Consider the following 14,680-nt stretch of genomic DNA (forward strand, 5'->3'; position numbering starts at 1 on the left):
AGCAGCGTCTGCTGATCAGCGAGCGCAGCATCGAGCCATGCTTTTGGGGTAGCGCAACGCAGAAACGCCCTTACAGGGCCGAGATCAATAGCCTTTGCCATTAGCTGGATACCGAGAACAAATCCGGAGTCGCATGGTAGCGCTCATAATGCCCGACCGAAAGTTCCCAAAACTCCTGATCAATCACCTCGCGCAACGCCACCAGAGACTGTCCAGCCACGCGATCCTGGCGTTGGAAGCCGTACTGCAGAGAGTCATCAATTTGGCTTGCACCAGCCTTCAGCAAAGCAAACAACCAGCAGTATTGGTCGTGATCCGGGTTGAACTGGATCTGTTGAACCTCGAGCTGCCAGCGCAGTAATTTTTCATCGACAATTCGAAAATTGTGCGCCACGCAGGTCGCTAAAAACTGACTGAGGCGACCATCGACGATTCGCTTCTCCTCTTGCGTATAGCCATTCCAGTCGATCACCTCATAGGCAAAGCGTTTACACCCACGGCAGACCGCATCACCAATGCCGGTGGAGCACACCCCAATACAGGGCGTTCGAATGGGTCGTGATGCAGAGGGGTTTCGTGTCATGGCGAAAGTGTAGGGTATGCATACCGTAAATGCACGGTATGCGAAGGATTCACTATCGAGAGTAGCCTTCTGAGGCTATACTTGCGCCCCGTCAAAGTCCCTGCCCTGCTCAGCGTCCGTGCTGACGCGGCGGCCAGTCAATACGAGGAGCAAAACTGTGCTGCAAGCCTACCGCGAACACGTTGCCGAGCGCGCGCAACAGAACATTCCCCCAAAGCCACTGAGCGCAGAGCAGACGGCCGAGTTGGTCGAATTACTGAAAAACCCGCCTGCTGGCGAGGAAGCGACGTTGGTGGACTTGATCAGTAATCGCGTACCGCCAGGCGTGGACGAAGCGGCCTACGTGAAGGCGGGTTTTCTCTCTGCGATCGCCAAGGGTGAAATCGATTGCGCCTTGATCGACGCGGCGCAAGCCATTGCCCTCCTCGGCCAAATGCTCGGTGGCTACAACATCGCAACGCTAGTGACCTTGCTCGCGGATGACACCCTCGGCGCATTGGCTGCGGAACAACTCAAGCACACATTGCTGATGTTCGATGCCTTCCACGATGTTGAAGAGCTCGCCAAAACTGGTAACAGTCACGCCCAAGCCGTCATGCAAAGCTGGGCAGACGGCGAGTGGTTTACATCACGGGATGCCGTCGCCGAGTCGATCAAGATGGTCGTTTTCAAAGTCACCGGTGAAACCAACACCGATGATCTGTCTCCCGCACCTGATGCGTGGTCCCGTCCCGATATCCCGCTGCACGCCCTGGCCGCCTACAAAATGGCCCGCGAAGGCCTGTCGCCTGACGAGCCCGGCTCTATCGGCCCGATGAAACAGATCGAAGACATCAAATCAAAAGGTCTGCCTGTTGCCTTTGTCGGCGACGTGGTAGGTACCGGTTCCTCCCGGAAATCCGCCACCAACTCCGTACTGTGGTTCTTCGGTGAAGACATGCCCGGCGTGCCCAACAAGCGCTCTGGCGGCATCTGTATTGGTGGCAAAGTGGCCCCCATCTTCTTCAACACCATGGAAGATGCTGGAGCTCTGGTCTTCGAAGCCCCCGTTGACGAAATCAACATGGGTGACGTGATTGAAATCCGCCCCTACGACGGCAAAATTCTCAGCGAGTCCGGTGCGGTTCTGTCCGAGTTCGCCTTTAAGTCCGACGTGATTCTGGATGAAGTACAGGCCGATGGCCGTATCAACCTGATCGTTGGCCGCGGTTTGACCCAGCGCGCCCGTGAGCACCTGGGCCTGCCCGCTTCCGACCTGTTCCGCCAGCCAGCCCAGCCCACTGACACCGGCAAGGGTTACACCCTGGCTCAGAAAATGGTTGGCAAGGCCTGTGGCGTCGAAGGTGTTCGCCCCGGCACTTACTGCGAGCCGAAGATGACCACTGTGGGCTCCCAGGACACCACTGGCCCGATGACACGCGACGAGCTGAAAGACCTGGCTTGTCTGGGCTTCTCCGCCGATCTGGTGATGCAGTCCTTCTGTCACACCGCTGCTTATCCGAAGCCCGTGGACATTGACACCCAGCACACCTTGCCCGACTTCATCATGAACCGCGGCGGTGTTTCCCTGCGCCCTGGCGACGGCATCATTCACAGCTGGCTAAACCGCATGTTGCTGCCCGATACCGTGGGCACCGGTGGTGACTCCCACACCCGCTTCCCGATGGGTATTTCTTTCCCTGGCGGTTCCGGCCTAGTGGCCTTTGCTGCCGCTACCGGTGTCATGCCGCTGGATATGCCCGAGTCCGTACTGGTTCGCTTCAAGGGTGAAATGCAGCCCGGCATTACTCTTCGCGACCTGGTTCACGCCATCCCTTACTACGGCATCAAACAAGGCCTGTTGACCGTTGAGAAGAAAGGCAAGAAGAACTTCTTCTCCGGCCGAGTGCTGGAAATTGAAGGTCTCGACAACCTGACTGTTGAGCAGGCATTTGAACTGTCCGATGCGTCCGCTGAGCGCTCTGCCGCCGGCTGCACCATCAAGCTCAGCGAAGACTCTGTCGCCGAGTACCTGAACTCCAACATTACTCTACTGCGCTGGATGATCTCCGAAGGCTACGGCGATGTTCGTACTCTGGAACGCCGCGTACGCAAGATGGAAGAGTGGCTGGCCAATCCATCCCTGATGGAAGCTGACGCCGACGCCGAATACGCCGCCGTTGTCGAAATCGACCTGTCTGAAGTCAAAGAGCCCATCGTCTGCTGTCCGAACGATCCCGACGACGCCAAGCTGCTCTCCGAAGTGGCTGGCGACAACGTGGACGAAGTCTTTATCGGCTCCTGTATGACCAACATCGGCCACTTCCGCGCCGCTGGCAAACTGCTGAACGAAGCGGATCGCGTTAACTCCCGCTTCTGGATCAGCCCTCCAACCCGTATGGATGCCCACACACTGATGGAAGAGGGCTACTACAACATTTACGGTAAAGTCGGCGCCCGCACCGAAATGCCCGGTTGCTCCCTGTGTATGGGTAACCAGGCACGTGTAAACCCCGGCAGCACAGTATTGTCCACGTCTACCCGTAACTTCCCGAACCGCCTCGGCGACGGTGCCAATGTGTACCTGACCTCTGCGGAACTGGCAGCTGTGGGCGGTATTCTGGGACGTCTGCCGACTCCAGCGGAGTACATGGAATACGCCAACAAGGTCAACTCCATGTCTGGCGAGATCTATCGCTACATGAACTTTGACCAGATCGAGTCTTTCCAGAAAGCCGCTGACGAAGGCAAGCGCATTGCTGCCGAGCAGATCGTGGATGTTGCCTGATCTGCTGCGAAAGCAACGCACTACCAAAAAAGCCCCGCTTAGCGGGGCTTTTTTTATGTCCAACCATAAATCCGAGCTGGTCTGTGGCTGCTGTAACAGCCTGTTCTCAGGCGGGTAAATTTGTATGTATGCCGGGAGACATCAATCTTTTGTCTAACCGGTTTTAGGTTGCCTATTCTAATCTGCTGTGCATAAACTGGTATCCACTCATGCAGTTACAAAAAATTATGGCAGGTGCCTATGCAATACCATATTTATGATTTATACCGTCAGTCCCTGGTGCCCATCAATACCGCACTGGATCTGACCCACGATATTATCACCCACGAAAAGAACCCCTTTTCCAAGACCAAGCTGGGCCGATTCAGGAAAGCCTTTCTGGAATCCACCATTCGCCTTCTGAAACATTACCAAAAACAGGGTTTTGAATATGAACCGGTGGTTATCGACGATGTGGAATATGCCGTTCACGAAGATATCGTCATGGACAAGCCTTTCTGTCACCTGTTGCGTTTCCGCCGTGAAGGACTTCCGACTGATGCACCCAAACTGCTCTGTGTGGCAGCACTCTCCGGCCACCACGCCACCCTTTCCAGGGAAACCTTCCGCGAGTTTCTCGATACCTACGAGGTGTACGTCACCGACTGGCTGGATGCCCGTGACGTCCCCCTGACCGAAGGCAAATTTGGGTTTGAAGAGTATGTTGCTTACCTGATCGAGTTCATGGAATTCATGGGCCCGGGCAGCCATATGTTTGCCATCTGTCAGGCTGCCGTTCCTGGCCTGACCGCCGTCGCGCACATGAGCAAACATGACAACCCGGCGCGCCCCAAAACGCTGACCATGATGGCTGGCCCCATCGACATTCGCGTCAATCCCAATGAATTTACCAAGCGGGTGGACAAAATGTCCGCCAAGGCGTTAAAGCGCGTGCTGATTCACAAAGTGCCCTCCCGCTATCCCGGTGCCGGTCGCAAGGTCTATCCGGGCATGTTGCAACTGGGTGGCTTCATGTCCATGAACATGAAATCCCATATTCAGAAACACGTGCAGTTCTTTAAGGATATCGCCCATGGCCGTGTGGATGAAGCCGACCGCCATCGAGATTTCTACGACGAATACATGGCCGTACTGGACATGGACGCCGACTACTACATGGAAACCATGGAACGGGTTTTCCTCGATCAGAAACTGCCCAAAGGGGCCATGACCTACTATGGCGAACCCGTCAGTTGCAGTGATATCAAGGATGTCGCCATTTTTACCCTCGAAGGGGAAAAGGACGACATGATCAGCCTCGGCCAGACCGAAGCCGCTCTGAACCTCTGCGATCAACTGCCCAAAAAGCTAAAGAAACACCATGTACAACTGGATGTTGGTCACTACGGGATCTTCAACGGCAGCAAATACCGCAAGTTTGTGGCACCACTGATCAAAGAGTGGATTGACGGCCACAACTGATAGGCAAGGATTCCTGTTAAAGCCGGGCACCGCCCGGCTTTTTTCATAGCGCCAGCCCGCTGCAGATAGCTGTATAAATCCTGTACAACCATGTAAAATTGCCGCCCTTTCTTCAGGTGACCACTATGAGCGAGCTGCTATCCCCGGCGGGAACACTCAAAAACATGCGCTATGCTTTTGCCTACGGTGCCGATGCGGTCTATGCCGGTCAGCCCCGCTATAGCCTTCGCGTGCGTAATAACGAGTTTAATCACCTGGATGTGATGGCGGATGCCATCGCCGAGGCCCACGCACAGGGTAAGCAGTTCTACATTGCCAGCAATATTTCTCCCCATAACGACAAGGTACGCAGCTATCTTCGTGATATGGAAGCCGTCATCGATATGAAACCGGATGCGTTGATCATGTCGGATCCCGGCCTGATCATGATGGTGCGCGAAAAGTGGCCAGATATGCCCATTCACCTGTCTGTGCAGGCCAATGCCGTCAACTACGCTACGGTGAAATTCTGGCAGCAGCAGGGTATTGTGCGGACCATCCTCTCCCGGGAGTTGAGCCTGGATGAAGTCGAGGAAATCCGCCAGCATGTACCTGAAATGGAGCTGGAGGTGTTTGTCCATGGCGCCCTGTGTATCGCCTACTCAGGCCGCTGCCTGCTATCCGGCTACATGAACCACCGTGACCCCAACCAAGGGGCCTGCACCAACGCCTGTCGTTGGAAATACGATGCCCACGAAGCCAAGCAGACAGAAACCGGTGACATTATTCCCACCAAGATGTGGGAGCCGGAAAAAGCGCCGGACAATCACGATGAAGTGGAACCGATGATGCTTCTTGAAGAGCAGGGCCGCCCCGGTGAACTGATGCCCGCCTATGAGGACGAGCACGGTACCTACATCATGAACTCCAAAGACCTGCGCGCTGTGCAGCACGTCGAGCGCCTGGTCAACATGGGTATCCATTCCCTCAAAATTGAAGGGCGCACCAAATCCCACTATTACGTGGCCCGCACCGCTCAGGTCTACCGCCGCGCCATCGACCACGCCCTGGCCGGCAAGCCCTTTGACATGAATCTGATGGCAGAACTGGACCATCTGGCCAATCGCGGCTACACCGAAGGCTTTTACCGCCGCCATGTACCGCAGGAATACCAAAATTACCAGCAGGGTGTATCCACCAACCCCAACCAGCAGTTTGTGGGTGAAATCTGCGGCGTAGAAAAGGACAAGGGCTGGTTTACCGTCGAAGTGAAAAACCGCTTTGAAAAAGGCGACACCCTGGAGTTAATCACCCCGGCAGGTAATATGACTTTCAACCTCGATGCACTGGAAAACCGCGACGGGGAAAAGATGGATGCCGCTCCCGGTTCCGGCCATGTGGTACGCATACCCATGCCCGTGGACCTACCCCTTGCAGAAGATGGCGGCTACGCCATGCTGATGCGTTATCTGTAAGTCGTTCGGAACCGCTCACTTTCTTACCAGGGTTCCTGTTAGACTTTGAGTTAAAGCTAACGGACGGTTAACGTGGCACGTATTATTCTGTTGCTGGCGTTGGGGATTCTCGCCTACGTCGCCTGGCAACAATTAATCAGATTATCTCCGGAAAAACGCCGTAATTTCCTGATGCGATCAGGGTTCTTTGCGGTGCTGGGTATCGTTCTACTTCTGGCAGCCACAGGGCGCGTTCACTGGATTGTCGCCGCTGTCACTGCCGTTATACCGTTTGCCAAGGTCCTGCTCGGATTGCTGATGCGCTCCCTCCCTTTCCTCCAATTGTGGCTGAAAAAGCGTCAACAACAGCAGCCCCCGGCATCGCAGGAAAACCGGATTCTCACCGAGCATGAGGCACTGCAACTGCTAGGACTGAAACCCGGTGCCAGCCGAGAAGACATCGTCATGGCGCACAAACGGCTTATACAGAAACTCCACCCCGACCGCGGTGGCAACGATTACATTGCATCGCAGCTGAATGCCGCCAGAGACCTGCTGCTAAAGCGCTACGGCTAGTTTTTCAGCAACAGATGTATATACCGACCCAACCACAAATAAGGTTCGCGGCGCGAATAGCGTAACTCCATATCAACCACGGCCTCTGGCACGGTATTGCCACCACGGGGTGACGTCACATAATCAGAAAACACCCGTACACCACTGGTGGCCATCACCGACAGACCGGCTTCCTCGACCCAACGACCAACCTGCTCGGGAGACTGTGGATTGCCGGGCGTCAGGCTACCGGGATCAGCGCTGAATCCCTGATTACCTGCCAGATTTTCACGTTCCAGCAGATTAAAATTGCCGCGGATCAGGTTGCGGTATTCCAGTGAATGGCGGTTGTAGTAGCTGAGGGACAACACACCGCCCTGCGTGAGAAACTGCTTCAATACTGGAAGTAAAGTTTCCGGCTCTGCCAGCCACTCCATCACAGCATGACAAAGCACCACATCGAATGTACCCAGATCAAGGGCTGGCAACTGCTGGAAGGCTCCGTGATGCCATTGAATAAGACCCTCGACGCCCTCTTTTCTGGCGGCCTCCCGGGCAATGGCAAGCATTTCAGCGGAAATATCATTGACCACAACATCATGACCCATAGCCGCCAAACGGATGGCCAGCTGCCCTAACCCTGCGCCCACATCCAGAATCCGCAGAGGCCGACCCTCTTTCAGTGTCGGCACTTCGCTTTCCAGGTCACGCCAAAGAACAGCCAAACGAATTTCGCCTTTCAGCCCACCATAAATTTTGCGCTGAAAGCGCTCGGCAAGATCATCAAAGTTTCGGTCTTGTTGCATAGCGTCGCGGTAGGTCCCTTGTGAAAATTACCTGCTCGTGGGGCTGTCATTTGCCGCCAACTGGTGCGAACGCTAGAATACCCGCGCTGTCACCATATGTCTTCGCCCCGGTAGCTCAGCTGGATAGAGTGGCCCCCTCCTAAGGGGCAGGTCAGAGGTTCGAATCCTCTCCGGGGCGCCATATATTATTCACCCCTTCGGGCATTTCCTGATGAACCTTTTGCTTTTGGAACCCGGTGATTTTATCGATGAAAATCGGGTTCAGTTGCAGGGACGCCGCCTGCAACATATGCAAGACGTTCACGGGGTCACAACCGGTGACACGTTGAAAGCCGGGGTTCTCAATGGAAGCATGGGCACGGCCCGCATCCTACAGTTGTCGCAGACGCTGGCGGAGCTGGAAGTATCCCTGGACAAAGCACCACCTCCCCCGCTGCCCATCACCCTGTTGCTAGCTCTGCCCAGGCCGAAAATGTTGCGCCGTGTATTGCAGACTGTCGCTACTATGGGTGTCAAACAGCTGTACCTGATCAATAGCTGGCGAGTAGAGAAAAGCTACTGGCAGAGTCCTTTTCTCTCTGAACACGCCATCCGTGAACAGTTGTTGCTGGGGCTTGAACAGGGCTGTGACACACTGCTTCCCGAGGTACACATCAGGCAGCGCTTTAAACCCTTTGTAGAGGACGAATTACCCGGACTGGTGGCCGGAAACATGGCACTGGTCGCACATCCCTCTGGCGAGATGCCTTGCCCCACCTCAGTTCAGGACAACCTGGTGCTGGCCTTGGGACCTGAAGGGGGGTTTATTGATTACGAAATCCAAAAATTTCAGGAAACCGGGTTTGATGCGGTGACTCTGGGCGCGCGTATTCTGCGTGTGGAAACGGCTATTCCAGCTATTCTCGGCAGATTGTTTCAATAACAAGGCCTCGCTTACACCCTCTAAATACACTCATTAAACCCCTCCAAAAAGGTCGGGCATTAGCATTTGCTAAAAACTATCAGAATCGGTATCTTACTTTTCTATCCAGACTGACCAGTCAACTTTTGAGCATGGTCAGCACGCCCACAAGTTCAACATCAAAATAATAAAGAGGTAGTCACTGATGAAATTGTACGATTGCGCGGTAGCACCCAACCCCAGAAGAGCCCGGATGTTCATCGCCGAAAAAGGCCTCGATATCCCCAAAGTGGAAGTGGATATCCTGGGTGGAGAAAACCTGAAAGAGAGCTTTCTCGCGATTAACCCAAGAGGCCTGCTTCCCGTGCTGGAGCTTGACGACGGAACCCGTTTTGACGAGGCAATGGCCATCTGCCGTTACCTTGAGGAACTATATCCCGAGCCACCCCTACTGGGAACCACCCCGGTAGAGCGGGCGCAGATTGAATGCCTGCAACGCAAAATGGAATTTGACGGAATGATTGCGACCTCAGAGGTATTCCGCAACCAGCCCGACAATGAAAGCTTTTGCTACCGCAGTCTGCCTGGCGCCGGCGACACCCCGGCAATTCCGGGGCTCATTGACCGCGGTAAAAAATCCCTCGACCGTTTCTTTTACTGGCTGGAAAAATTCCTGGACGGGAATGAATTCATCACCGGTGATCGTTTTACCATGGTGGATATCACCGCCGTATGTGCCGTGGACTTCGCCAAGTGGGTGGACATCACCATTCCGGATAAAAATACCAACAGCCTGCGCTGGTACGAGGAAGTCTCTGCCAGACCCAGCGCGAAAGCCTGAACAAACGATGTTTAACAAAAAAGCCCGGCATTGAGCCGGGCTTTTTATTTTTGGCGGTGAGGGAGGGATTCGAACCCTCGATACGTTTCCGTATACACACTTTCCAGGCGTGCTCCTTCGACCACTCGGACACCTCACCAGATAAAACTGTCTGCTTGTTTTTTTACTCTCAGGATAAGCACGCCAGGCGTACTCGTTACTCGGGGATACTCCCCTCGCCCTTCGGGTCGCCGTCACAAGCTCCGGCGCTCTCTGCGAAACTGCCTGAATCAATGATTCCGGGCATTTGACCGCACTTTTTGAGGGCCGCAACTGTACACAAGCACCCCCAAAAAAGCAACGATCACGGCCAGTTCGCAAAATACTCAGAGACCTCCACTTCCGGTGCGGGGGGTGGTGTGAACTCCATGGTGCCAAGGTAAAGAAACCCTACGATTTTCTCATCCTGTCTAAGCCCCAGGCCGTCCATCACATTGCGGTCGTAGGCATAGTCACCGGTACGCCAGATTGCACCGACATTTTGCGCGTACGCTGCAGTAATCATATTCTGCACTGCTGCACCAGTAGAGATAACCTGCTCAATCTCAGGCACTTTCAGGTTGGCCTTTGGACTGGCAATGGCCACAATCACCATGGGTGCCCTCAGTGGTCTGCCAAGAGCACGTTGGCGCTCTTTGTCACTCAGATCCGGATTCTTTACTGTCTCCGCATGGGCAAATAATTCGCCCAGTGCCACCAGTCCGTCTCCCTCCAAAACCAGAAAACGCCATGGCCGCATTCGCCCGTGGTCAGCCGCCCGGAAAGCCGCCTTCTGAATATTGGCCAGCACTTCACCGGCAGGGGCTGGTGCCGACAATCTCGGACAGGAGATGCGTTCGTGCAACGCTTTAATGGCATCCATCTATAGATCTTCCTCGGTTAGAAACGACCATCCCGATCACCACCTGGGACAAACATGGACATTTACAGCCAGACATCGTGTAATTAGCCGCACTGGATGGCATGTCGGGGCAACATCTTACAGGATGAATGAAGAGAGTTCGAAAGAGACCGCAAGGTTGATCCGTTATCAGGGCCTGTTTCGTTTTCTTAATGGCTTTGCTGGTATTGCCGCCATTGCCCTCAGTCATGAGGCCCTGAGCCAAGACCTGACCAAAGCGCTGCCTATGCTTCTGGCAGCACTCTATATCGCCTCTGCAAATGGACTGTTGCAGCGCTTTGATGAATCCAGGCGTGCTGCAGTCTGCCGGTTGTTTGCCTTTATCGACGCCCTTTTGCTGGGCTGCGTGCTGGGTTTCCTGCAACTGAGCCCCATACCTTCCCTGATATTTTTCCTAGCCCTGCAATTTAATGCCCTGGCTAACGGCACCTGGCAAAAGCTGGTTATCGACAACCTGGCAATGGTAATCGGCATTGCGGCGACCATGTTTGCCCTGCAGCTGTGGTGGACAACGGAAGTCTCTCTGGCGGTATGCCTGCCGCCCCTGATCGCCCTGGGAGTCTATGCCTGCATATTCGGCCGGAACAGCTTGCGGCAGATGCACGATCAGCATGAAAAAATCAGCCAGTTAGAGAAGCAGCAGATTCAGCTGAAACTTCGCAATTACCGCCTGTCTAAATATCTTTCTCCAACATTGCTCAAAGCGATTCAGTCCGGCAAGGATGTGAAGCTTGAAACCCACCGCCGCAAGCTAACCATTTTCTTTTCCGATATTAAAGGATTCAGTGAACTGGCGGAGGAAATGGAAGGGGAACCCCTCACCAACCTGCTCAATAATTACCTGACAGAAATGTCGCAGATCGCACTCAAGCACGGTGGAACCATCGACAAGTTTATCGGTGACGCCGTGATGGTGTTCTTTGGTGACCCAAGTACCAAGGGAGCCAAGGAAGATTGCCTGGCGGCAGTCTCCATGGCCATCGACATGAAGAAACACATGAAAGAGCTGCAACAGCGCTGGGCCAACCAAGGTATTCGCAAGCCTCTGGAAATCCGTATGGGTATTAATACCGGTTACTGTGCGGTGGGCAATTTTGGTACCGAAGACCGCCTGGACTACACACTGCTCGGAACCGAAGTGAATCTTGCCAGCCGTCTCGAGTCCGCCGCGCAGCCAGGTGAAATCCTGATCTCACACGAGACCTACTCGCTGATCAAAGAATTAGTGTTGTGCGAAGAGCGCGGTGAAATCCAGGTGAAAGGCTTTCAACATCCGGTTAAGGCCTATGCGGCCATCGACCTGCGCAAGAATCTCAAGGGTGCCCACCGCTATTTCGAACATATTACCGACGGTTTTTCGTTCTACATGGACACCGACCGCATCCGCAATTACGACCAGGACAAGATCCTGCGTTCCCTGCTGGAAGCGGCAGAACACCTGCAGAAAACCAGAAAGCCCTGAAAGCCCTGAAAGCCCTGAAAGCCCTATTAACCAGCGTTACTGCCTGGAAAGGCGGATACGGGGTGCATCGCTTTTAATGGAACTGCGGTAGGGGTTGATATCCAAGCCACCACGCCGAGTGTAGCGGGCGTAAACCTCCAGCTGATCCGGCGCACAGAGCTCATTGATCTCCGTAAAGATTCGCTCCACACACTGCTCGTGAAAATCCTGGTGATTTCGGAAGGAAATCAGATAGCGCAGCAACCCCTCATGCTCGATGGGCCAGCCCGTATAGCGAATCAGGATACTGGCCCAATCAGGCTGGCCGGTCACCGGGCAGTTGGTTTTCAGCAGATGGCTGTAAAGCGATTCTGTCACGACCTCTCGCTGACCGGTGAGCGCCAACAGTGTGGCATCCGGAGAATAACTGTCGACCTCAATCGGCAGCTCATCCAGACAGGTACCAGGGAATGAGCCTATACCCCGGTGCCTGAAAGTGTCTGCGGGATGAATTCCCACCTGAACCGGCCCGTTAACGCATGCCGAGATATCCTTTTCCAGCAACGTCGCCACATCCTGGGGTGAGTGGTAGCGTTCCTGATTAAGCGAGTTCAGGTAAAGCTTGAGGGACTTGGATTCCACCAGGTTTTCTGTGTGGCATGGCATGGAAATCTCTACCACAGCCACCACGGGTTTGCCGCGCATATCCAGCCAGGAAAGCTCGTAGCCAGTCCAGAGATCAAAACCGAAAAATTTAGGTTCTCCTTCCAGTCCCAACGCCTGACGCCCTTCACTCCGGGCAATCGGTTGCAGAAGTTGCGGGCTGTACTGATCCGGATACTCGGTTTCAGCGCCAAGCAACAAGGGCTTATCGACCACAGTCACCTCAACTGCGCAGCCTTTTGCCGCGCTCCAGCAGATAGAGTGAATAGACAAACAGCACTACACAGAATGCCATCACCATGATGAAGGCCCACACCACGTTGATATCGGAAACACCGAGCAACCCATAGCGAAAGGCATTGACCATATATAGCACAGGGTTGGCCTGGGAGACGCCCTGCCAGAAAGCGGGCAGCATGCCGATTGAATAGAACACTCCGCCCAGGTAAGTCAACGGTGTCAGCACGAAGGTGGGAATAATGGAAATATCATCAAAACTGTTAGCGAAAACGGCGTTAATGAATCCCGCAAGGGCAAACAATACCGCGGTGAGAAATACGATAGCGATGGTAATGCCCAAGTGGCTGACCTGTAACTTGGTAAAGAACAGGGATAACAATGTCACGATCACCCCGACAGCCAGCCCACGCGCCACACCACCGATCACATAGCCCAGCAGAATAATGTAGTTGGGCACCGGTGATACCAGTAGCTCTTCGATACTGCGTTGAAATTTGGTGCCGAAAAAAGACGACACCACATTGGAATAAGAGTTGGTAATCACCGACATCATGATCAGGCCGGGAACCACAAACTCGATATAGCTGAAGCCGGACATTTCACCGATGCGGGGGCCAATCAAGCGCCCGAAAATGACAAAATAGAGGGCAATGGTTATGGCAGGGGGCAACAGCGTTTGTTGCCAGATGCGCATGAAACGACGGATTTCTTTTTCCAGGATAGTGTAAAACGCCACCCACTGCTGCCGGGCATTCATGGCTGCACCTCCTGCTTGCCACCGTTGTGCGACTCCACCAGTGACACAAACAGCTCCTCCAGACGGTTGGCCTTATTGCGCATGCTGGTGACATGGATGCCCCGCTCACTGAGGCTGGCAAACAGCTCATTGAGTGACTGGTGCTTTTCCACTTCCACCTCAAAGCTGTGGTCGTCGAGCAGCTGTCCCGGATAGCCGTCAATGGCTGGAAATTCGCCTAGCTCTTCCCGGGTATCGAGAATAAACACCTCCTTGTTCAGCTGCTTAAGCAGGGCTTTTATGGTGGTGTTCTGAATGATCTGACCGCGATCAATGATGGCGACATTCCGGCACAGGCTCTCTGCCTCCTCAAGGTAATGAGTGGTCAGAATAATGGTCGTACCCTGGGCATTAATGTCACGCAGGAACTGCCACATGGAACGGCGCAGCTCAATATCAACGCCTGCCGTCGGCTCATCGAGAATCAGCAAGCGGGGTTCGTGCACCAGGGCGCGGGCAATCATCAACCGCCGCTTCATTCCGCCGGACAGCATTCGCGAACGCTGATGTCGTTTATCCCAGAGCCCCAGTTGCTTCAGATATTTTTCAGTGCGCTCTTCTGCCAGCTTCGATGGCAACCCAAAATAACCGGCCTGTGTCTTGACGATATCAAAGACTTTTTCAAACTGGTTGAAATTAAATTCCTGGGGAACTACACCGATGTTTTGCTTGGCCAGGGAGAAGTTGTCATCGATATCGGTACCGAATACGGAGACCTTGCCACTGGTTTTCTTCACCAGCGAACAGATGACGCCGATGGTGGTGGATTTGCCAGCGCCGTTAGGCCCCAACACGGCGAAAAAATCACCCTGCTGAACGTCAAGGCTAATACCCTTGAGGGCTTCAAACCCGTTGTCATAGCATTTGTGAAGATCACTGATAGAGAGTGCGGCAGTCATAGTACTCCAAACCTGTCGAAAAGCCCTGGCGGCTGCCCGGCAATCCACAGGGCGTATTACTGAACAGCACACCGAACGCTAGTCTAAAGAAATTTGTGGGAAAAAACCCGTGGCGTCGTAAACCAGGGACACATGACGCAGCTACTATTCTGAAAAAGCAGCCTTCTCCACCAGCGGAACTACAGACTGACAACACAGCTGTCAGTGTAATACCACGCAGAAAAAGGAGTTTCTTAGAGGAGTATGAAAAAGGAGAGATAAACTGGAGCGGGAAACCGGGTTCGAACCGGCGACCTCAACCTTGGCAAGGTTGCGCTCTACCAACTGAGCTATTCCCGCACTTTTTACCAGTAT

13 protein-coding genes and 3 tRNA genes are annotated in these 14,680 nt (G+C 54.1%); 8 read left to right on the forward strand and 8 right to left on the reverse strand.

What is annotated here, in order from left to right; translation table 11 throughout:
- Positions 1–100: 100 nt before the first annotated feature.
- Complete coding sequence (locus ACYZYZ_RS07340) at positions 101–583, reverse strand: DUF1289 domain-containing protein (RefSeq protein ID WP_461483804.1); 483 nt, start codon at positions 581–583, stop codon at positions 101–103.
- A 157-nt stretch (positions 584–740) separates the two neighbouring features.
- Between ACYZYZ_RS07340 and acnB the strand changes: the two genes are divergently transcribed.
- From acnB to ACYZYZ_RS07360, 4 genes are all read left to right on the forward strand, one after another.
- Complete coding sequence (gene acnB / locus ACYZYZ_RS07345; protein WP_461483805.1) at positions 741–3,350, forward strand: bifunctional aconitate hydratase 2/2-methylisocitrate dehydratase; 2,610 nt, start codon at positions 741–743, stop codon at positions 3,348–3,350.
- A 240-nt stretch (positions 3,351–3,590) separates the two neighbouring features.
- A complete protein-coding gene (gene phaZ / locus ACYZYZ_RS07350; RefSeq protein ID WP_461483806.1) occupies positions 3,591–4,811 on the forward strand; it encodes a polyhydroxyalkanoate depolymerase in 1,221 nt (406 codons plus the stop codon).
- 125 nt (positions 4,812–4,936) lie between these two features.
- A complete protein-coding gene (gene trhP, locus ACYZYZ_RS07355; RefSeq protein WP_305169345.1) occupies positions 4,937–6,265 on the forward strand; it encodes a prephenate-dependent tRNA uridine(34) hydroxylase TrhP in 1,329 nt (442 codons plus the stop codon).
- Positions 6,266–6,337: 72 nt separating this feature from the next.
- Positions 6,338–6,820, forward strand: a complete 483-nt coding sequence (locus ACYZYZ_RS07360) for a J domain-containing protein (protein WP_305169346.1) — start codon at positions 6,338–6,340, stop codon at positions 6,818–6,820.
- Here ACYZYZ_RS07360 and ACYZYZ_RS07365 read toward each other — a convergent pair.
- On the reverse strand, positions 6,817–7,605 hold the full coding sequence (locus ACYZYZ_RS07365; RefSeq protein WP_305169347.1) for a methyltransferase domain-containing protein: 789 nt from the start codon (positions 7,603–7,605) through the stop codon (positions 6,817–6,819). The two genes, ACYZYZ_RS07360 and ACYZYZ_RS07365, sit on opposite strands and share 4 nt — an antisense overlap.
- Positions 7,606–7,709: 104 nt before the next feature.
- Between ACYZYZ_RS07365 and ACYZYZ_RS07370 the strand changes: the two genes are divergently transcribed.
- The 3 genes from ACYZYZ_RS07370 (at position 7,710) to ACYZYZ_RS07380 (ending at position 9,347) form a co-directional block, all read left to right on the forward strand.
- A tRNA-Arg gene (locus ACYZYZ_RS07370) sits at positions 7,710–7,786 on the forward strand.
- Between the two features lie 30 nt (positions 7,787–7,816).
- Complete coding sequence (locus ACYZYZ_RS07375) at positions 7,817–8,527, forward strand: 16S rRNA (uracil(1498)-N(3))-methyltransferase (protein ID WP_305169348.1); 711 nt, start codon at positions 7,817–7,819, stop codon at positions 8,525–8,527.
- A gap of 184 nt (positions 8,528–8,711) precedes the next feature.
- The gene (locus tag ACYZYZ_RS07380) at positions 8,712–9,347 is read left to right on the forward strand and encodes a glutathione S-transferase family protein (RefSeq protein WP_305169349.1); all 636 of its coding nucleotides are present in this window, start codon (positions 8,712–8,714) and stop codon (positions 9,345–9,347) included.
- Positions 9,348–9,398: 51 nt separating this feature from the next.
- Here ACYZYZ_RS07380 and ACYZYZ_RS07385 read toward each other — a convergent pair.
- Together ACYZYZ_RS07385 and ACYZYZ_RS07390 are read right to left on the reverse strand one after the other, a co-directional pair.
- Positions 9,399–9,486: transfer RNA gene (locus ACYZYZ_RS07385), tRNA-Ser, on the reverse strand.
- Positions 9,487–9,690: 204 nt separating this feature from the next.
- Positions 9,691–10,248: a nitroreductase family protein gene (locus tag ACYZYZ_RS07390; RefSeq protein ID WP_305169350.1), complete on the reverse strand. Its 558-nt coding sequence runs from the start codon at positions 10,246–10,248 to the stop codon at positions 9,691–9,693.
- 124 nt (positions 10,249–10,372) lie between these two features.
- On the opposite strand from ACYZYZ_RS07390, the gene ACYZYZ_RS07395 reads away from it, so the two are divergent.
- Complete coding sequence (locus ACYZYZ_RS07395) at positions 10,373–11,749, forward strand: adenylate/guanylate cyclase domain-containing protein (protein ID WP_305169351.1); 1,377 nt, start codon at positions 10,373–10,375, stop codon at positions 11,747–11,749.
- Between the two features lie 36 nt (positions 11,750–11,785).
- On the opposite strand, the gene queF is transcribed toward ACYZYZ_RS07395, so the two are convergent.
- The 4 genes from queF to ACYZYZ_RS07415 form a co-directional block, all read right to left on the reverse strand.
- On the reverse strand, positions 11,786–12,613 hold the full coding sequence (queF, locus tag ACYZYZ_RS07400) for an NADPH-dependent 7-cyano-7-deazaguanine reductase QueF (protein ID WP_305169352.1): 828 nt from the start codon (positions 12,611–12,613) through the stop codon (positions 11,786–11,788).
- A gap of 1 nt (position 12,614) precedes the next feature.
- Positions 12,615–13,388 (reverse strand): ABC transporter permease, encoded by a 774-nt coding sequence (locus ACYZYZ_RS07405; RefSeq protein WP_305169353.1) that lies wholly within the window; start codon positions 13,386–13,388, stop codon positions 12,615–12,617.
- A complete protein-coding gene (locus tag ACYZYZ_RS07410) occupies positions 13,385–14,326 on the reverse strand; it encodes an ABC transporter ATP-binding protein (protein WP_305169354.1) in 942 nt (313 codons plus the stop codon). The genes ACYZYZ_RS07405 and ACYZYZ_RS07410 overlap by 4 nt, the downstream gene beginning before the upstream one ends.
- 263 nt (positions 14,327–14,589) lie before the next feature.
- Positions 14,590–14,665: transfer RNA gene (locus ACYZYZ_RS07415), tRNA-Gly, on the reverse strand.
- Positions 14,666–14,680 lie beyond the last annotated feature (15 nt).

It is taken from the genome of Porticoccus sp. (assembly GCA_023261185.1).
GTDB lineage: Bacteria > Pseudomonadota > Gammaproteobacteria > Pseudomonadales > Porticoccaceae > Porticoccus > Porticoccus litoralis.